Raw genomic sequence first — 18,383 nt, forward strand, 5'->3', positions numbered from 1 at the left:
ACAATACCCTCGCCTTTCGTAATCAGAGTACCACCTTCATTAGCAATGATTTTATCTAAATCAAATAATGAACCAATCGCCGCATTACCTAATCCAGCTTCAACGAATTTACAAACGGCGTCAATTTTTGGCCCCATAGAACCAGCAGGGAATGAAAATTCTGCTAAACCAGCAGGCGTTGCTTGCTTCATTTCTGCTTGGTCTTCTTTGCCATAGTTACGGAAAATCGACCCATCAGTTAGGATAATAAATAAGTCGGCATGGATTTTTTCAGCCAGTAATTCAGCCGTAAGGTCTTTGTCAATTACGCATTCGACGCCAGTACTCTTGCCTTGTTCAAGGCTCACGGGAATACCGCCGCCGCCACAAGCGATAACTAGGTTATTCGTATCTAGAAGTGTTTCAATTTGTTTAATTTCAACAATGCTTTTTGGCATAGGAGAAGGTACAACGCGACGGTAGTACTCGCCATCAGCTTTAAACTTCATCGTGCTTTGAGCCATTAACTCTTTAGCTCGTTGCTCTGTATATACAGGGCCAACAAATTTAGTCGGGTTAGCAAACGCAGGGTCTTTTTTGCATACTTCAGTTTGCGTGACTAGCGTCGCTACGTCTAATTCAGGGTCAATGTTTCTTAGCTCTTGTTGCAACATGTAGCCCACCATGCCACAGGTTTGAGATCCTAGTACATCCATTGGGTACGGGGTCGTCTCTGGCGAATATTCGTGATAAGCCGCGTTTTGCTCCATCAACAAACCCACTTGTGGGCCATTGCCATGAACGATAACAATCTCATGCTCGCGTGCAATCGCAGCGATACTCGCCGCTGATTTGATTATATTTTCACGTTGGTTCTCAGCCGTTAATGCTTGGCCTCTTGCTAAAAGAGCGTTACCGCCCAAAGCTAATACTATGCGCATGATAATGTCTCCGATCATTTGATAATGATTTTATTTTAAGTAGGGATTAACCGCTTGTTATTTACAATTTAATTCAAGATTACTAATAACAATGGTTATATTTTTTAATTACTATCAAGTAATTAACATGCTGAGATAGTATGGGAAAATAACTGTTCTAAATGTGATAGCTATCAAATTATCATTTCACTAGAAATGGCGTTGTGGAAATGGTCATTATTAGAATTCGATTAAATATCCATAAGATTGGATATAATCCAGTGGTGGACTCTTTTTTTGTATAAATGATTCGGCTTTAGTGAATATTATCTCAAACCATAAAATGAATAATTGTCTATTTTTATTTTAAATATGATGCTCAGATCGCATTAAGAACGTTAGGAAAGGTAAGGGGTCAAACTGAAATGGTGGGGCTTCTCTTCAGATGGTATCTGATAGCCAAATGAGAATTGCAGATAGTTAGCCACTTTCTAAGGCTCAACACTCAAGCGACACAAGGTGTTTTATTTCATCCAAAACCTCGGCGTTAGCAATCGCTCCGAGGTTTTCGACACTGTTGCCATTGATCACCTGTTTGACAGCCAACTCCACCAGTTTGCCAGAACGTGTTTTTGGTACGTCGCTGATCGCAAATACCTGGCTTGGCACATGCCTTGGTGAGCATGATGATTTGAGTTTACCTTTGATGACTGCCAGTAACTCATCATCTAGATCCACACCTTGCTGCAGTTGAACAAACAGCCATATCTGCTCGTTGCGGTCGATGTCTTTGCCGACGGCTATCGAATCAACAATGCCCTCAATGGTGTTCACTTGTTGATAGATTTCCGCGGTACCAATTCGCACGCCTCCAGGGTTGAGTGTGGTGTCGCCTCGCCCGTAGAACAGGTAGCCGCCATGTTCGCTCTGTGCGACTTCATCACCGTGATGCCACACATTATCAAACCTATCCCAATAGGTGCTGTGATAGCGCTCTCCGGTGTCATTCCAAAAGCCTGCGGGGAAGTTGGGTAGGGAGTTGGTGCATACTAGCTCGCCCCGTTCTTGATTGACCTTTTGGCCAGATGAATTGAACACCTTGATGTCGACGCCGAGCCCGGCCTGTTGGCACTCGCCGCGATACACAGGCGAGATAGGATTACCCAACACAAAACAGCCACAAATATCCGTACCACCAGAAATGGACGCTAAATGCAGATCTTGTTTGATGTGCTTGTAGACGTAATCGAACTGCTCAGGGTAGAGCACTGAACCCGTCGAGCACAGTGTTCTTAAGTGGGGAAGAGAGTGACTGTCGATCGGTGAGATTTCCGCTTTCTCAATCGCCTCTAGGTACTTGGCTGAGGTGCCAAATGTCGATACGTCAGCTCGCTGCGCTAAATCCCATAGCACGTTGGGTTGCGGATAAACCGGGCTACCATCAAAGATAACCAAACAAGCACCGCTGGAGAGTGCAGATATGTGCCAGTTCCACATCATCCAACCACAAGTGGTGTAGTAGAACACGCGATCGTTGGGCTTTATATCGCAATGAAGTTGATGCTCTTTTAGGTGGTTGATGGTAGTGCCACCGACAGAATGAACAATACACTTTGGTTTGCCTGTGGTACCGGAAGAGTAGAGCACAAACAGTGGTTCATTGAATCCGACACGAGTAAATCGCATAGATTGTGGTTGATAGTGATTGATGATGTTGGGCCAGCTTTGGGTCGACACATCATGTTTAACGTTGTTCTTCTCTAAATCACGAGTCGGTTTCAAATAATCGATCTGACACACCTGTTTTAGCGCGTTTAAGTGCTCGATGATTTCACGGTTCTTGTCCGTCATATCGAACGTTTTGCCATTAAAGGTGTAGCCATCACAGGTGAACAGCACTTTAGGTTTCACTTGGCCAAATCGCTCAATCACACTCTCGGCACCAAAGTCAGGCGAGGTTGATGTCCAAATCGCTCCCAAACTGGTGGTTGCCAGCATCGCTATTACGGTTTGTGGCAGATAAGGTGTATAAGCGGCGACCACATCGCCTTGTTGTACGCCACAATCCACGAGCCATAGTTGAACGCTAGAGACTTCCTCACAAAGGGTTTGCCATGTGTAGCTTTGCTGCTCGCCACGTTCATTCTCAAACCAAATCGCAAGCTCGTTTGGCAACGTTTTTGCTGAATGCAGCAAGTTTTCGGCGTAGTTAACTTGAGCATTCGGAAACCACACCGCATCACGATTCGATTTCGGTTGCTGCCAGCGGCTTTCACCTTGAGTTTTGATGCGCTCGCTTTCTGCCTTGTTATTACAGTCTTGCGAACCGACCATTCCACAAAACTGCCACACGTTCGGCCAAAACGACTCCGGCTGGTCCACAGACCATTGATGAAGCTCGGTGTAGTTTTTCAATTTCCGCTCGAATACGCCCTGCTGATCGAGGTTATCCATAAATCGGGTTACGTTGGCGTGTGCGATACGCTGGTTACTGGGTTGCCAAATGGGCTTATTGCTCTCGTGCATTCTTTTACCTTTAACAAAAAGTTAACGATTTCAGTCTGGTATTTAGGTTTTACAAAGTCAAAAGATCAGCAAAATAAGGGGTTGCTGTAATTGTGTAAACAAAATGTTACACGATCGCCTGTTTCGAAAAATCGTGCAAATTGGCGGATATAAGGAGTGGAGATAGGCTTAAAGTGAGACATTCGAAAGGAGGTGTGTAATGACTCAATATCATTCTAAGCCCGTGAGCCAAGAGGGATGGGTTGAGTGGAGCCTCGAAGAAGACGCCATTTGGCACGACTTAGTGAAAAGGCAACTGAATGTCATTAATGACCGCGCATGCGATGCCTATTTGCACGGCCTGACTCTGCTGGATCTGCCATTGGACAGAGTTCCCCAGCTTCCAGAGATAAACAAAGTGCTACTGGAAACAACAGGTTGGCAAGTTCAACCTGTGCCTGCATTGATCGATTTCGACCGTTTCTTTGATTTGCTCGCCAATAAGAAATTCCCAGTTGCAACATTTCTGAGAACGCGAGACGAGTTCGATTACTTACAGGAACCTGATTTCTTTCATGAAATTTTCGGCCACTGTGCCATGCTCACCAATGCCGACTTTGCAGCTTTCACTGAGCATTATGGAAAACTAGGCCAAGCCGCGACATCCAAGCAACGCGCTTATCTGGCCCGTTTGTATTGGTTTACGGTCGAGTTCGGTTTAGTCAAAGAGGGCGATAGGCTGAAAATCTATGGCGGTGGCATTCTCTCGTCTCCGGCGGAAACCATGTATGCGTTGGGTGGTGATTTGGCGGTTCGTGAGCGGTTCGAGCTGCAAACGGTGTTAAGAACCCCTTATCGCATCGACATTATACAACCGAAATATTACGTGATTGATGAGCTGTCTGAGCTTTTTAACATCAGTCAGGAAAACTTGTTACAGCAAGCTGATCTCGCCATCGACGCGGGGTTACTACCACCACTTTTTGAACCCAAGGAATCCACCCATGTTGAATGAACAAAAATGCGAAGCCTGCAGTCTCGACGCGATTGCCCTAAGTAAAGATCAGCAACAATCTTTACTGTTGGAGTTGTCTGATTGGCAGATCATCGAAAGAGACGGCATCCCGCAGCTTGAGAAGGTGTTCAAGTTTAAGAACTACAAGCAAGCATGGGCATTCAGTAACAAAGTGTCAGAATTGGCAGAAGAAGAGTTCCACCATCCTTCGATCTTATTGGAGTGGGGCAAAGTCACCGTCACTTGGTGGAGCCACTCAATCAAAGGCCTACACAAGAATGATTTCATCTGCGCCTCACGCTGCGATGTGTTCGCGGAGAGTGAATAGCTTTTCTGGGCTGGAGAGGTACTTCTCTAGCCACAGTGATTCGAACATCTCATTATTCAGCTCATTAGGTGAGTCGAATACGTCATACTTTCTCATCAAGGGGTACAAAACTTCTCTCAACATAGCTTGACCTGCATCAGCGACTTGCTTGGTTTCTTGTCTCATAAACCCTTTCTGTTACTCATAGTATTGGTTTTATGAGGCTGCTCTATGATATATTTCTCGGCCAAGTGTATTACAGACGAAGGCTAATCATGTCTATCAACCTTTCACTCCTTCCACCCAGCGAGAAAAATAAAATCGAACTGGATAAGCAAGCATCGTTTCTTGTATGGAAACTGAAGCAAGCGAAATGTGGCCCTGAAGCCATTGTTGAAGAAGCAATGAAGCTCGGTGACCCAGAAGAAAAGGCTTGGTTTGATCAGTCTGTAGAAAAATACAAACGGGTAATGGGTGTCGCATAACCGCAGACAAACCTTGCCCAGCAATGCTGTAGAATTGAAATGACACAGTAATTTGCTAGAATTTGCACCGTTAATTGAATCAGAGAGAAGATCCCGATGGGAAGAAGTTTTGAAGTGCGCAAGGCCTCAATGGCGAAAACTGCAGGCGCAAAAATTAAAGTTTATTCTAAATACGGTAAAGAGATTTACGTACTGGCTAAGAACGGTAGCTCTGACCCAGACATGAACCTACCTCTTAAGCACCTGATTGCTAAAGCGAAGAAAGACCAAGTACCCGCTCACGTTATCGACAAAGCGATCGATAAAGCGAACGGCGGTGGCGGTGAAGACTTCCAACCAGCTCGTTACGAAGGTTTTGGCCCAGGTGGTACAAGCGTCATCGTTGACTGTCTAACTGACAACGGCAACCGTACTTTCCAAGACGTTCGCCAATGTTTCGTTAAGACTGGCGCGAAAATCGGTGTTGAAGGTTCGGTTTCTCACATGTTCGCTCACCAAGCTGTATTCCAGTTCAAAGGCGAAGATGACGAGGTCATCCTAGAAACACTAATGATGGATGATGTAGACGTAACAGACGTTGAGCTAGAAGATGGTGTAATCACTGTCTTTGCTCCAACAACTGAGTTCTTCAAAACGAAGACGGCACTAACTAACGCGTTTCCAGAGTTAGTTCTAGATGTTGAGGAGATCACTTTCGTGCCTCAAACCATGACGCCAATCGCGGAAGAAGATTCTGAGAAGTTCCAGAAGTTCTTAGACATGCTTGACGACTGTGATGACGTTCAGCAGGTTTACCACAACGCTGAGCTGTAATATCAATCTATCATTGATAATAGCCTCGCCCTTGTGAGTCGAATGTAGAATAAAAACCGAGCCTTTAAAGCTCGGTTTTTTTATGCGGTCATGATCGATTTTACCTTGATCATCGTTCCATGATGTTCGACTGGGGAAGTGTTCTTTGGTCTTGATTTGTCACTGAACCTCATTTTTATGGTCAGCTTTATCCCTAGATGAATTTAATTCAAGTGCTTTCTGAGTATCATCGGGGTGATCGTCAAGCGTAATTAGTGTACAAAGAGAGAAACCATCAGCCAAAGGCTTTGACCCTGTATAGTGATGCACTGATTGAGCGTGTTCGATCTTTTCATCGCAATGACTTGGTCAATGAAAAGGAGAAAAAAATGAAAGTAAGTTTTATCGGACTAGGCGTTATGGGTTTCCCGATGGCAGGCCACCTAGTTAAAGCCGGTTTTGAAGTCACGGTATTCAACCGTACTCACAGTAAAGCATTAGACTGGGCTGATAAACATCAAGGTAAAGCGGCAGAATCTGTGGCTGAGTGTGTAGCGGAAGCGGACGTAGTATTAGTTTGTGTCGGCAACGATGATGACGTTCGTAGCATGACAACCAGCGAAACAGGTGCACTTGCTGCAATGAAGCCAAACGCAATTCTGGTCGATCACACCACCACGTCAGCCGTATTGTCTGAAGAGCTTGAAGTGGCGGCGAAGAAAGCGGGTGTTCGTTTTATGGATGCACCAGTCTCTGGTGGCCAAGCGGGCGCAGAAAACGGTGTGCTAACCATCATGTGTGGCGGTGAACCAGCGCTTTTCAATGATCTACAACCTGTGTTCGAAGCTTACGGTAAGTCGTCAGTTCTGATGGGTAAAGTCGGTCAAGGCCAACGCGCAAAAATGGTTAACCAGATCTGCATTGCCGGTGTATTGAATGGTCTTTCTGAAGGCTTAGTACTTGCCGAGAAATCAGGTTTGGATATCCAAACGCTAGTTGATTGCCTTAAAAACGGCGCTGCGGGTTCATGGCAGATGGAAAACCGTGCTACCACAATGGCGCAAGACAAGTTCGATTTCGGCTTCGCCATTGATTGGATGATCAAAGACTTAGGTTTCTGTCTAGATGAAGCAGAGCGCCAAGGCATCCAGCTTCCACTGACTGAAAAGATCAACAACGCCTACAAAGCGCTGTCTGCCGAAGGGCAAGGTCGCATGGACACGTCAGTCTTGATGAAAGCGGTGGTTGAAGAGACGAAGAAGTAGAAAGATCGAAGCAATAGAAGCTTCATTTAGACTACTCAAAATAGCCGCTGATTAGCGGCTATTTTTGTTTGGTTTGTATAGAAGTATAAGCAAAGTTTTGGTTTTGAAACTCGGAGCCCCTGAAAGCAATTTATCCAAGCCAAATTAAGGCTGGGATATGCGCTTCAACGGCTCTAATTTCTCAACTAAGAAATTAATAAACAAACGGACATGAGGCCTTGGGTATTGAACATTCTTATATATTGCGAAGATTTCGCCACTTCCTTGCTCACTGTGCATTGATGTCCATTGAGGGAGTAATTCCCTTAGCTGCCCATTTTCCAAGTACGGCTTTAGCATCCAGTCAGACAACAAAAGTACGCCTACTCCGCTAAGCGCGGCATGTAAAAGCGGTGAGCCACCTTTTGATATCAAATTACCGGTCACTCGCACTTTTTTGTTAACTGTACTCTTCTCAAAGTACCAATAGTTTTTCTGTCGCTCATGGCTTATCAAAAGGCAGTTGTGATTTTGTAAGTCTTCGGGTTTATCGATCGCTTCGTACTTTTCAATATACGATGGAGCAGCGACCAACGACGCGTTATTTGTCAGTAGGTGACGAGCTTTGAGTCGACTGTCTTGTGGTGTGCCAATACGGATAGCCACATCAATATTTTCACTGTTTAAATCGACAACGTTGTTATCCAGCTCTAACTCAACTTGTATCTTAGGGTATCGCTCAAGAAACTCTGGAATTAATGGAGTCAGACACAAATTACCAAAGCTTTCAAAAACTGAAACTCGTAGTACCCCTTCTGGAGCGACTTGATTGCCTTGCATTTCTTCTAGCAGTCTATTGCTATCTTGCAAGATTTTGGCGGATTGTTGGTAAAAATATTGCCCTTCTTCAGTCAGAATTAGCTGCCGTGTACTGCGTTTAAAAAGCGAAGATTTAATCTTACTTTCCAGGTTATCTATATTTCTTGCGACTGAAGAAGGAGCCATATTGAGAGCTTGAGCAGCTTTAGAAAAGCTTCCAGACTCCACGACTTGGTCAAATATTTTGATTAGCTCTAACACATATTCACCTTTGCGTTTTGTGCACAACTGATTCATATAATACGCGTATTCTGATTTTATATCGAATTATGCACAATGGATCTGTCGCATTGATAGCGATATTCATTAATCAAATTTAGGTGGCAAAATGTTAAAACGTATCGACCTCGCGCAAGTTCAACCTGACGCTTTAAGCGCAATGCTGTCAATTGAAGGCTATTTATCTAATGTGGAATTATCTAGCGAACTAAAAGAGATGATAAAAATCAGAGCATCAATCATCAACAAATGTGCTTACTGTATTCAAATGCACACAGCTGAAGCATTGAAGATTGATATCTCACAGCAAAAATTGTTTGCGCTCGCAGCATGGCAAGAGTCACCACTGTTCAATGAAACGGAGCAGGCTATCTTGACCCTAACGGATGAAATGACGCTGATTTCGAATACAGGTGTTTCGGATACGACTTATCAGCAATGCCTAAGCTTATTAGGAGAGGAGTTACTCGCACAATCTATGATGCAAGTCATCATGATTAATGCTTGGAATCGATTTGCACTGGCCACAAAGATGACTCACTGATAATAATCATAACATGTGCATGTAACTGAAAATGAAAAGGTTACAGGCTATTTAAGCTTGTAATCTTTTAAATTAATTAGGTCGAATTTTTCGTTCAGTGGTGATGAATGTTTCGGCTATTAACCAAGGTAAAGAAAAGGCTGTCGAGGCCGATACCTGCTCATGTGACTATCAATTGAAGAATATTTTGAGACCTAAAAGTGACACTTATTGACTAGCGTGCTTTTTCAAAAAGTCACGTTTTAGCCCTGAATCTCTGGGGATGGACAATAGCCAAACATGAAGTCGTTTGGCTTTTTTATTAAGATTGATTTTGATTGGAGTGCGTTCGATTGTCAGCGCAGTGTCAAATATGTTGGGTTGTGATTTTAAATCAATTGTAACTTGGTGGGCTGTTATATATTGTCGCTGTTTGCATCATTCGGGATAGTTGTTCATTGCTTAAACTCGGTACACGATTAGTATTCATGTTGTTTTTACTGAGCCTTGGCTTTGTGAACACTAACGGCTATTCGTTTCTTTCTCAGCCTTTTAACATGGATGCTCTTCAAGAGACATCTTCGGTTAGTCAGCTGTGTAAACAAGCCGGGATTGATGATTCATCCGCTTATTTGGAGTGTGAAAAAGTTCAGTTGGGTGGTTCAGCGTTAGGTGACCGATCCCATTACCATGATTCTAAATCAAGTCTCCAAGCGACGACATACCGACGTCTATTACTTAATGAGCAAGAGAGCGGGGCCGATCTTGAGCCTGCTTACCATCTGCTTATCGATTTCTCCCCTCCTTCATTACTGGCTTCTCTGCTCTTCAACACCCCGTTGTTGGATTCTAAGCAGCACTGGACCAGTATGGTGAGTTCTCCGTCCTCCCGGCTTTCGGGGTGGAAAGAGGGCAACATCCAATACTCACATTTTCGAGAATTTCTTAGCTAATCGTTTGACCCTAAATTGGCTGTATCAATGGTCGCCTTGTGCCCATTGAACTCACCCATTCACTAAGACAAACATAGCGACATCAGCTTTGGCATTACTATCGTTCAATCAGCTTGTTTTGGTTGCGATTAGCCATTGCTCGTGTTCGCAAAATATTAGTTCAAAGAAGAGATCTTGACTGTGAAAAAACGCATTCCAAGAAAACAAATTAACCACTACTCAAAGTGGAAATATGTGGTGCTTATCGCCACCATTATCATCATGGTTCTCAGTGCTTTACCGTCTTGGTATGGCGAGAATGCATCGGTTCAAATCAGCAACCGCTCTGAACAGACCATCGATGCGACTCAAATTACCCAATATCTTGCGAGTGAAGGCATCCAAGCTAAATCAGCCTTTCAAAAAGGCCAACGTTTGGTCGTGATCTTGGAAGATGCTGAGCAACAAGCAAAAGCGAAAGAAGTGCTTAATAAGTACCTATTGGATAACGCGACAGTTGCGCTCGCGATGGAGCCAGCTGCCCCCAAATGGCTGACTGACATGGGCTTTGCACCGATTCAGCTAGGCCTTGATTTACGTGGTGGTGTGCAGTTCCTGCTCGAAGTAGACATGGAACCGGTTTATCACGCACAAGCGCAATCTGTGGTCGACGAGATCACTAGCCAAGTACGCTATGCTCGTGGTGAAGTGGTGAACAATCAAGTGAAGTTGACCTTTCGTACCGACGCTGATTTTGAACAAGCACAAAAACTGATTCGTGAAGAGTTTCCCAATTGGTTACGTGCCCGTTCAGATAAAGCGTTGACCTTGGAGCAATCTCAAGATGAACAAAGGACGTTACGTAACCTAACGGTGCAACAAAACCTACAAATCATGCGCAGCCGTATTGAAGAGTTAGGCATTACGGAGGCATCGATTCAGCGTCAAGGTGAAAGCCGTATTCGTATTGAGCTTCCAGGTGTGCAAGATCCTGCTGCTGCAAAAGATGTGATTGGTGCGACCGCTTCATTGGCTTTTTATGCGGTGTACGATAATGCAACTCGCAATACTCAAACTTTGACAGATTCCGATGGTAATCGTGTCGTGGTGGCTCGCAAAGCGGTATTAAGCGGCGAACATATTATCGATGCGCGTAGCGGCATTGGTGAGATGAGTAGTGCAGAAGTTAACATCACGTTGGATTCTGCGGGTGGTAAGAAAATGTCTGAATTTTCTCGCCATAATATCGGCAAGCCAATGGCGACTGTTTACAGCGAATACAGCCGTGACAGAGCGGGTAACAGCAAAAAAACCAGTGAAGTCATTAGTGTTGCGAACATTCAATCTCAGTTAGGCAGTCGTTTCCGTATCACGGGGGCTGGCACTCTAGGTGAAGCGCAGGAACTTGCTCTATTGTTGCGAGCTGGCTCATTAACCGCGCCTGTCACCATCATTGAAGAGCGCACCATTGGCCCTTCACTGGGGGCGGAAAACGTAACCAACGGCTTTGCTGCTTTGGCACTTGGTCTTGGCCTTACGCTAACGTTCATGGCGTTATGGTACCGCCGTCTTGGCTGGGTCGCGAACTGTGCCCTGATGATTAACATGACCACATTGTTTGGTTTGATTGCTTTGCTTCCGGGGGCGGTATTAACTCTGCCGGGTATTGCGGGTTTGGTACTGACCGTCGGTATGGCGGTGGACACTAACGTACTTATCTTCGAGCGTATTCGAGACAAGATGAAAGAAGGGCGCAGCTTTGCGAGCGCTATCGACCGTGGTTTTGATAGCGCATTCTCGTCAATTTTCGATGCTAACGTCACCACCATGATCGTTGCTGTGGCTCTATACACCATCGGTAATGGGCCGATTCAGGGCTTCGCTCTGATACTGGGCTTAGGTCTTCTAACCAGTATGTTCACGGGCATTTTTGCTTCACGCGCGATCATCAATTTGGTTTGGGGGCGTGACCAACGCCACGATGTAAGGATTTAAGAATGAGTACTTCAAAAATGACGATTTCAGACCGCTATATTTCAAACAGCAGCATGACTCGCCTTCGTAAGGTGATGTCTGTGATTTCTATTGTGCTGTTCATGAGCTCTGTGATGCTGGTGGCGGTGAAAGGTTTTAACTGGGGCCTAGACTTCACCGGCGGTGTGGTTGCCGAGGTTCAGCTGTCTGATCAAGTCACCAAAGATGCGTTAAAAACAAAACTTGATACCGCTTTTCAACAAGACGTGCAAGTGGTTGGTATGGCAGAACAGGATCGCTGGACAATCCGTTACAGCCAACTGACGGACGCATCTCAACCCAATTTAATGGATGCTTTGTCATCCGTGAGTGACCAAGTAAAAGTGCTTAACAGCAGCGTGGTTGGCCCTCAAGTTGGTCAAGACATGGTTGATCAAGGTGGCTTGGCGGTATTGGTGTGTTTCCTAATGATCATGTTGTACCTGAGTGTACGATTTGAGTGGCGTTTGGCATTGGGCGCCCTTGCCGCGATCATCTATGACGTGACGCTTATCTTAGGCCTGTTCGCTTTTACTCAGTTTGAGTTCAACTTGACCGTATTAGCAGCCGTGTTGGCGATTTTGGGTTACTCGTTGAATGACTCAATCATTATTGCCGACCGTGTTCGTGAAATGCTGCGCGGTAATCCAAACGGTGATACCGATAACCTGCTTAACGAATCGGTGAAAGCAACCTTCTCGCGCACCATGGTGACCTCAGGTACAACGCTAATCACCGTATCTGCGCTTTGGCTACTGGGTGGTGCTGCGCTGCAAGGATTCGCGATTGCACTGGTTGTAGGTATTGTCAGCGGTACGTGGTCTTCAGTGTCTGTCGGTATCACACTGCCTAAGCTACTTGGCTTAAAGCCTTGTCACTATCAAGTGAAAGCGCCAGTAGAAGTTGAGGGCGAGTACCCTTAGGCTTTCTATTGATTAACTGTACGACTTAGCCAGTAACGTCAACAAGCCCTTCGTTTATAACAAAACGAGGGGCTTTATTTTTTATAAGAGTCAAACAGTTACAGAAAGAAGATCCGATTGCAAAAAACGATGGATTGAGCAGGCAAGCCCTCATGATATGAAGTATGTTTAGATGACGTTCGTAGAAATGAGGCAAGGGAATGGAATATCGACATCAATGTCATGTAGGCGACCATGGTGATGCGCTAAAGCATCCAGTATTGAGTGCACTTGTTCAGTCATTAATGCAGCAACATTCACGCCTCAATGTTATCGACACCCACTCTGGTACAGGGTGTTATGACCTCACTACCGCACCAAGCAATCATGCTGGTGAGTTTGCTGAAGGGGTCGGGTACTTGTGGCGAAACAAGGCTTATCTTCCTCCGGCATTCAGCTCTTTTATGTCGGTACTGGAATACTACAATCCGAATCAACTTATCTCTCTCTATCCGGGTTCTGCAGCCATCACCTACCAACAAGGCCGCAGCCAAGATAGCTTCTATTTTTCAGACATTCAGCAAGATGAAGCCGACCTATTACAAACTAACATTGAGAAGCTGCAACGCGATCTCGATGTTTCAAGTAAGCTCACCATTACCGCGGGCGATGGCTTGAAAGCACTACCTGACGACATCGCAAAGCACGATGATCATCACTTGATTGTTATCGACCCACCCTATGAAACCGACTCTGAATATCTGGCAGTCATTGATGCCTTGGTTAAGGCGTATCAGCAGTCTGAGAAGGTATCTGCCTTGATTTGGTATCCGCTTTACACGGATGATAAGAGCTTACTGATTCTCAACCACTGCGTGACAGCGGTGAAAGATGGCTTGCTACCAAGTCCGATTAAGTCAGAGCTTCGCCTTCGAGATCCTAAGGGGGATGATCGCCTTATAGGCAGTGGTTTATTGTTGTTTAATCCACCACAAGGCATTGCTGGTATGGTCGCAGATACGCTCGATTATTTACACCGCCAACTTGCCACTAAGGGTGAAGGTTATTGGCAAATGAGAAGTTTATAGGTAAAGGAGAGGCTTATTGATCTGGATGTTATGGTTATTGTTTAGATTTGAATCACTCAATTATTGGTATTCATGCGATTTAAATTGACGAAACGCTAACTTTGATTGATTGATTATTTTTAGTGAATCATTTAAAAATAGGGCACTGATGTGCTCAGGTGCATACTGGTTCATAAGTGAAATAATGAGTTCCAGATTAATACGATATTGTGGTTTACCCCCTAAACTGCATAAGGCTCGCACTAGTCATGCGAGCCTTTCTTTTGTCTGCCTGAAATGTCGCCTAAAAATTAGAAGCGATCATTTCATCAAAACCGACTACAACGCTGGATAATCGGTATAGCCTTTTTCGTTACCACCAAACAGAGTGGCGCCGTCAAGTTGTGCTAGCTCGCTGCCGTTTTGTAGACGTGATACCAAATCTGGGTTTGCTACGAATGGACGACCAAATGCGACGAGGTCGGCGTAGCCTTTACTTAATACTTCTTCGGCGCGTTCTGGTGTGTAGCTGCCTGCAACAATGATGGTATTAGAGAACCGTTCTCTTAATTCCACACGGAAGCTTTCAGGTATCACAGGTGCGTCATCCCAGTCGGCTTCTGATAGATGCAGATAAGCGATATTGCGAGCTTGTAGCGCTTTTGACGCTTCTAAAATCGTTGGCACGATATCGGGGCAGTTCATGTCTTTGAAGGTGATGAATGGGGCCAAACGTACACCCACTTTGTCAGCACCAATCGCTTCAATTACTGCATCCACGACTTCGATTAGGAAGCGAAGTCGATTCTCACGAGTGCCACCGTAGTTGTCGGTGCGCTTGTTTGAGTTGGTTCTTAGGAACTGGTCAATCAGGTAACCATTGCCACCGTGGATCTCGACGCCATTGAACCCTGCCTCGATCGCTTTTTTCGCTGAGTTAGCAAAATCTTGAACAACACGGTCGATGTCTGCTTGGGTCATCTCTCTTGGTTGGATGCAATCCACCATGTTGCCGTTGCCATTCTCATCAGCGATCCAAACCTGAGTTTCTATTGGCGCTAATGCTGAAGGGGCAATCGGCAGCTCGCCTTTTTGAAAGGTAGGGTGTGACACGCGGCCTACATGCCATAGTTGGCAGAATATCGCGGCACCTTGTGTTTTTGCTGCTGTTGTTACTGACTTCCAACCTTCGATTTGTGCATCGGTATAAACGCCGGGTGTAAATGAGTAACCTTGAGAGTCATCTGAGATTTGTGTCGCTTCAGAGATGATTAGCCCTGCACTGGCACGTTGTTGGTAGTACGTCGCCATCATGTCGTTGGGTACGTTTCCTGGTTGGCTAGTACGAGCGCGTGTCATGGGTGCCATAACAACACGGTTTTGTAGGTTAAGATCTTTCAGTTCTGTGTTTTCGAATAACTTACTCATGGTATTTACCTCTAGGAAAGATGGGTTGCTGTGCCTGTGCCAATGTTGGTGTGAATCTGACATCGGCACATTGAAATTAATTAGCTGTTGTTGGCGCCAATTCTGGGGTGCTCTGTTTTTCAGCTCGGTTCGCTTTCACAATTAAGAACAGACCGATAATTGGAACAACAACGGCTGCGAAAGGAATCATTCCTGCCCCGAGTTGGCTGTCAAGTACAATGCCACCTAAGAAGCCACCGAAGGCATTCGCCAAGTTAAAGGCAGAAATATTGGCTGTTGCCGCCAGTTCTTGGCCTTCGCCACCGTGATTCATCACTCGAAGTTGCATTGCGGGTACGTTAGCAAATGATGCCACACCGAACACAAAAGCAGCCGCAACAAACAGAATCTTATTACCGACCACAAGGCCAACAATCACTAATGATACGATCATCGCGATAGCCCAAAACATGGATGCTTTACCCAGGTTTTTATCTGAAGAACGTCCGCCTAAAGTGTTACCAATGATTAAGCCAACCCCAACAATGACTAAGATCCAAGTCACTGATTCTTGACTGTAACCTGTGATGTGCATTGCGATAGGAGCAAGGTAGCCGTAAAGTGTCATGAAGCCAGACCAAGCGAAAGCTGTGATTGCTAAACTGATCAGTAGCATTGGATTTTTAAACGCCAATAGCTGAGTTTTGATGTCTTTCGCTTCACTGTGACCTGCTGATTTGATTGACGTTAGGATTGAGATCATCGCAATAGTGCCAAGTGCAGCCACGCTAAAGAAAGTGGTGTGCCAACCGAATTGCAAGCTAACCCACGTACCCGCTGGAACGCCAAGAACGTTAGCAAGCGTTAGACCTGCAAACATTTGACCCACCGCGCGACCAGCCATTTTTTCAGACACTAGGTTAGTTGCTACAACGGCACCTATACCATAAAAAGGACCTTGAACAAGGCCAGCGATAACACGACTTGCTAACAATAATGGGTAGCTTGGCGCTAAGGCGGATAACACGTTACCGATAATGAACAGTGCCATTAATCCGATAAGCACCATTTTTTTATTAAAGCGTGCAAGGTAGATGGTTAAGATTGGTCCACCGATAACGATAGCAAGCGCATACGCACTGATTAAGTATCCGGCTTGACCTTCTGTGATAGAGAGGGACGTCGCGATTTGTGGAAGGATACCTGCGATAACAAATTCAGCAGTACCTATCGCAAAAGCCGCGAGTGTTAATATCCAAACTTGAAATGGTATCTTTTCTTGTTTCATGACGTTTACCAATGTGGTTTTTTGTTGAGGGCGTTGATATGTACGCCCTTACGATTACTTCTTGTTTCTTTTGGAAAATGTTCTGATTACCCGAGTAACGCGCCGCCATCAATATCGATGACAGACCCTGTTACGTATGGGTTGTTGATTGCAAATAGGTAACCCATTGCAATATCTTCAGCTTCTCCTACCTTACCCGCCGGTAGCTGTTGTTTAGCGTTATCGTACATAGTTGCGCGAGCTGCATCGTCCATGTTTTTGTATGCATCTGTCATGGTGAGTCCCGGGCTTACCGCGTTGACTCGAATTGGAGATAACTCTTTCGCGAGTATTTTAGTCACGCTTTCAAGTGCGGCGTTGATGGCTGTTTTTACGTACGTACCGGCAACCACTTTGCGAGATAGCATGCCGGTTGTTAGCGTGATTGAGCCATTTGAAGTGATATAACGCGCAGCATGTTTGGCAACATTTAGGCTTCCCCAGAATTTGGTGTCAAAAGCCGTTTTTGCATCCTCAGTGGCAACGTCGGTGACTTTCCCACCTGGTGCAAATGAGCCAGCCGTTACGATTAAATGATCAAAGACACCAATCGATTCGAAGTAATTACAGATAGATTTTTCATCACTGATATCCAGACCGGTATGTCGGCTAGCAATGTGTACGATGTGGTCTTCGTTTTTCAGTTGCATCGCTAAAGCTTTACCGATACCTGATGTACCACCAACAATGACAAAGGTTGTTTTATTTTGTTTGGTATGGTTATGTTTCATATTCTGAATTCCTGCATTGTTCTATTGATAGTTGGTATTATATTTATTCGAAATAATTTTGATAATTGGTTAAAATGCGAAATCATTATTTGGAATTTTCAAATAGTAGGAGATGAGAATGGACAAATTTTCCGATATGACAATGTTTGTGGGTATCGTTAAGCATCATGGATTGGCTGCAGCAGGACGCGAATTGGGTTTATCTCCTGCCACTATGACGACAAGGCTTCAGGCACTTGAAGAGCGATATGGTGTTAAGTTGCTGAACCGAAGCACGAGACATGTGTCTTTGACCGATTCTGGTGAGCTGTATTATAAGGCGTGTCTTGAGATACTCGAGAACGTTAGTGAAGCTGAGAACTTGATCCAAAATGGGGTTAGGGAAGTAAAAGGCCCGTTAAAAATCGCAGCGCCAAAGGACATTGGTAAGCAATATATTCTCCCTATTTTGTCGGAGTTTTGTAAGCAATATCCAGACGTTATTCCATACTTGTATTTGAACGATCACTTATCCAATATCGCAGAATCTGGAATGGATATTGTGCTCCGTTATGGTGAGTTGGTCGACAGCAGTTTGATATCAAGACGCTTGTCACCAAGTCGACGCGTATTGTGTGCATCACCAGAATATCTTGTGAAACATGGTACCCCCATTAAACCTCAAGATTTGGTTGATCATGCGTGTTTGGCGATGCTTCGCAGCAACGAAGAACTTAAGACTTGGCACTTCCAAGATCATGATATGAAGAAGGCTGTAACGGTAGTTCCTAAGCGATTTTCGGATGACGGTGAAGTGATTCGTTATTGGGCGTTACAAGGCGAGGGGATTGCTCTCAAATCGGTTTTGGATGTGCAAGGGGATATCAACAATCGGCGTTTAGTGACGTTGTTAAATGGTTATATGAAGAACTTCAATACTTCCACTTCCGTCTCCAGTGCCGATTTGAACGTGGTATACATCAGTAAAAAGTATCAGCCGAAGCGGATTCGTTTGTTTTTGGATTTTCTTTTCGAGAGGTTTAACTGCTTGGTTGAAAAATCAAATGAAGGGTAATCGAACACCATAGCCACATCGCTCTTAGTAACTTAAAGCCAGATTACGGACAGAGATAAAAGTAGAGATCTGGTGAGCTATT

At 44.9% G+C, this 18,383-nt stretch carries 18 protein-coding genes; 11 read left to right on the forward strand and 7 right to left on the reverse strand.

The window, feature by feature from the left end; all coding sequences use genetic code 11:
* Nucleotides 1-920, reverse strand: a 920-nt coding sequence (locus L4B77_RS12625; RefSeq protein WP_429750817.1) for a carbamate kinase, incomplete at its 3' end; no start/stop codon positions are given.
* A 477-nt stretch (nucleotides 921-1,397) separates the two neighbouring features.
* Nucleotides 1,398-3,425: an acetoacetate--CoA ligase gene (locus tag L4B77_RS12630; protein ID WP_429750819.1), complete on the reverse strand. Its 2,028-nt coding sequence runs from the start codon at nucleotides 3,423-3,425 to the stop codon at nucleotides 1,398-1,400.
* A gap of 199 nt (nucleotides 3,426-3,624) precedes the next feature.
* Between L4B77_RS12630 and phhA the strand changes: the two genes are divergently transcribed.
* Together phhA and L4B77_RS12640 are read left to right on the forward strand one after the other, a co-directional pair.
* Nucleotides 3,625-4,419: a phenylalanine 4-monooxygenase gene (gene phhA / locus L4B77_RS12635; protein WP_429750821.1), complete on the forward strand. Its 795-nt coding sequence runs from the start codon at nucleotides 3,625-3,627 to the stop codon at nucleotides 4,417-4,419.
* A complete protein-coding gene (locus L4B77_RS12640) occupies nucleotides 4,409-4,747 on the forward strand; it encodes a 4a-hydroxytetrahydrobiopterin dehydratase (protein ID WP_429750823.1) in 339 nt (112 codons plus the stop codon). Before phhA ends, L4B77_RS12640 begins: the two co-directional genes overlap by 11 nt.
* On the opposite strand, the gene L4B77_RS12645 is transcribed toward L4B77_RS12640, so the two are convergent.
* Nucleotides 4,715-4,912: a hypothetical protein gene (locus tag L4B77_RS12645; RefSeq protein WP_261840452.1), complete on the reverse strand. Its 198-nt coding sequence runs from the start codon at nucleotides 4,910-4,912 to the stop codon at nucleotides 4,715-4,717. The two genes, L4B77_RS12640 and L4B77_RS12645, sit on opposite strands and share 33 nt — an antisense overlap.
* A gap of 89 nt (nucleotides 4,913-5,001) precedes the next feature.
* Between L4B77_RS12645 and L4B77_RS12650 the strand changes: the two genes are divergently transcribed.
* From L4B77_RS12650 to L4B77_RS12660, 3 genes are all read left to right on the forward strand, one after another.
* The gene (locus tag L4B77_RS12650; protein ID WP_004732615.1) at nucleotides 5,002-5,211 is read left to right on the forward strand and encodes a DUF3283 family protein; all 210 of its coding nucleotides are present in this window, start codon (nucleotides 5,002-5,004) and stop codon (nucleotides 5,209-5,211) included.
* Between the two features lie 96 nt (nucleotides 5,212-5,307).
* On the forward strand, nucleotides 5,308-6,024 hold the full coding sequence (locus tag L4B77_RS12655; protein WP_372065225.1) for a YebC/PmpR family DNA-binding transcriptional regulator: 717 nt from the start codon (nucleotides 5,308-5,310) through the stop codon (nucleotides 6,022-6,024).
* Nucleotides 6,025-6,368: 344 nt separating this feature from the next.
* A complete protein-coding gene (locus L4B77_RS12660; RefSeq protein WP_261840724.1) occupies nucleotides 6,369-7,268 on the forward strand; it encodes an NAD(P)-dependent oxidoreductase in 900 nt (299 codons plus the stop codon).
* A 144-nt stretch (nucleotides 7,269-7,412) separates the two neighbouring features.
* Here the strand turns inward: L4B77_RS12660 and L4B77_RS12665 are convergent, their stop codons facing one another.
* Nucleotides 7,413-8,327 (reverse strand): LysR family transcriptional regulator, encoded by a 915-nt coding sequence (locus L4B77_RS12665; RefSeq protein ID WP_261840450.1) that lies wholly within the window; start codon nucleotides 8,325-8,327, stop codon nucleotides 7,413-7,415.
* Between the two features lie 127 nt (nucleotides 8,328-8,454).
* On the opposite strand from L4B77_RS12665, the gene L4B77_RS12670 reads away from it, so the two are divergent.
* The 5 genes from L4B77_RS12670 to rlmJ all read left to right on the forward strand — a co-directional run bounded on the left by L4B77_RS12670 (nucleotide 8,455) and on the right by rlmJ (nucleotide 13,803).
* Nucleotides 8,455-8,889, forward strand: a complete 435-nt coding sequence (locus L4B77_RS12670; RefSeq protein WP_261840449.1) for a carboxymuconolactone decarboxylase family protein — start codon at nucleotides 8,455-8,457, stop codon at nucleotides 8,887-8,889.
* Between the two features lie 467 nt (nucleotides 8,890-9,356).
* Nucleotides 9,357-9,821, forward strand: coding sequence for a hypothetical protein (locus L4B77_RS12675; protein ID WP_372040383.1), 465 nt, complete (start codon nucleotides 9,357-9,359; stop codon nucleotides 9,819-9,821).
* Between the two features lie 174 nt (nucleotides 9,822-9,995).
* Complete coding sequence (gene secD, locus L4B77_RS12680; protein WP_429750829.1) at nucleotides 9,996-11,795, forward strand: protein translocase subunit SecD; 1,800 nt, start codon at nucleotides 9,996-9,998, stop codon at nucleotides 11,793-11,795.
* 2 nt (nucleotides 11,796-11,797) lie between these two features.
* Complete coding sequence (gene secF / locus L4B77_RS12685; RefSeq protein ID WP_372040385.1) at nucleotides 11,798-12,736, forward strand: protein translocase subunit SecF; 939 nt, start codon at nucleotides 11,798-11,800, stop codon at nucleotides 12,734-12,736.
* Nucleotides 12,737-12,936: 200 nt separating this feature from the next.
* A complete protein-coding gene (gene rlmJ / locus L4B77_RS12690) occupies nucleotides 12,937-13,803 on the forward strand; it encodes a 23S rRNA (adenine(2030)-N(6))-methyltransferase RlmJ (protein WP_429750832.1) in 867 nt (288 codons plus the stop codon).
* Nucleotides 13,804-14,121: 318 nt separating this feature from the next.
* Here rlmJ and L4B77_RS12695 read toward each other — a convergent pair whose 3' ends face one another.
* The 3 genes from L4B77_RS12695 to L4B77_RS12705 form a co-directional block, all read right to left on the reverse strand.
* Nucleotides 14,122-15,210: an alkene reductase gene (locus tag L4B77_RS12695; protein ID WP_429750834.1), complete on the reverse strand. Its 1,089-nt coding sequence runs from the start codon at nucleotides 15,208-15,210 to the stop codon at nucleotides 14,122-14,124.
* 76 nt (nucleotides 15,211-15,286) lie between these two features.
* Nucleotides 15,287-16,477, reverse strand: coding sequence for an MFS transporter (locus L4B77_RS12700; RefSeq protein WP_429750836.1), 1,191 nt, complete (start codon nucleotides 16,475-16,477; stop codon nucleotides 15,287-15,289).
* Nucleotides 16,478-16,563: 86 nt separating this feature from the next.
* Nucleotides 16,564-17,247: an SDR family oxidoreductase gene (locus L4B77_RS12705; RefSeq protein ID WP_261840443.1), complete on the reverse strand. Its 684-nt coding sequence runs from the start codon at nucleotides 17,245-17,247 to the stop codon at nucleotides 16,564-16,566.
* A gap of 118 nt (nucleotides 17,248-17,365) precedes the next feature.
* Here L4B77_RS12705 and L4B77_RS12710 point away from each other — a divergent pair, with 118 nt between their 5' ends.
* Nucleotides 17,366-18,301, forward strand: a complete 936-nt coding sequence (locus L4B77_RS12710; RefSeq protein ID WP_429750838.1) for a LysR family transcriptional regulator — start codon at nucleotides 17,366-17,368, stop codon at nucleotides 18,299-18,301.
* The last annotated feature ends 82 nt before the right edge of the window (nucleotides 18,302-18,383 follow it).

Source organism: Vibrio minamisatsumaniensis (genome assembly GCF_050337445.1).
Classification (GTDB): Bacteria; Pseudomonadota; Gammaproteobacteria; order Enterobacterales; family Vibrionaceae; genus Vibrio; species Vibrio artabrorum.

What these genes read in the sequence shown, in the direction of transcription:
- L4B77_RS12630 (WP_429750819.1), bottom strand. Translation starts at nt 3,425, where the DNA reads ATGCACGAGAGCAATAAGCCCATTTGGCAACCCAGTAACCAGCGTATC.
- L4B77_RS12670 (WP_261840449.1), top strand. Translation starts at nt 8,455, where the DNA reads ATGTTAAAACGTATCGACCTCGCGCAAGTTCAACCTGACGCTTTAAGC.
- rlmJ (WP_429750832.1), top strand. Translation starts at nt 12,937, where the DNA reads ATGGAATATCGACATCAATGTCATGTAGGCGACCATGGTGATGCGCTA.
- L4B77_RS12695 (WP_429750834.1), bottom strand. Translation starts at nt 15,210, where the DNA reads ATGAGTAAGTTATTCGAAAACACAGAACTGAAAGATCTTAACCTACAA.
- phhA (WP_429750821.1), top strand. Translation starts at nt 3,625, where the DNA reads ATGACTCAATATCATTCTAAGCCCGTGAGCCAAGAGGGATGGGTTGAG.
- L4B77_RS12650 (WP_004732615.1), top strand. Translation starts at nt 5,002, where the DNA reads ATGTCTATCAACCTTTCACTCCTTCCACCCAGCGAGAAAAATAAAATC.
- L4B77_RS12655 (WP_372065225.1), top strand. Translation starts at nt 5,308, where the DNA reads ATGGGAAGAAGTTTTGAAGTGCGCAAGGCCTCAATGGCGAAAACTGCA.
- L4B77_RS12675 (WP_372040383.1), top strand. Translation starts at nt 9,357, where the DNA reads ATGTTGTTTTTACTGAGCCTTGGCTTTGTGAACACTAACGGCTATTCG.
- secF (WP_372040385.1), top strand. Translation starts at nt 11,798, where the DNA reads ATGAGTACTTCAAAAATGACGATTTCAGACCGCTATATTTCAAACAGC.
- L4B77_RS12710 (WP_429750838.1), top strand. Translation starts at nt 17,366, where the DNA reads ATGGACAAATTTTCCGATATGACAATGTTTGTGGGTATCGTTAAGCAT.
- L4B77_RS12700 (WP_429750836.1), bottom strand. Translation starts at nt 16,477, where the DNA reads ATGAAACAAGAAAAGATACCATTTCAAGTTTGGATATTAACACTCGCG.
- L4B77_RS12705 (WP_261840443.1), bottom strand. Translation starts at nt 17,247, where the DNA reads ATGAAACATAACCATACCAAACAAAATAAAACAACCTTTGTCATTGTT.
- L4B77_RS12645 (WP_261840452.1), bottom strand. Translation starts at nt 4,912, where the DNA reads ATGAGACAAGAAACCAAGCAAGTCGCTGATGCAGGTCAAGCTATGTTG.
- L4B77_RS12640 (WP_429750823.1), top strand. Translation starts at nt 4,409, where the DNA reads ATGTTGAATGAACAAAAATGCGAAGCCTGCAGTCTCGACGCGATTGCC.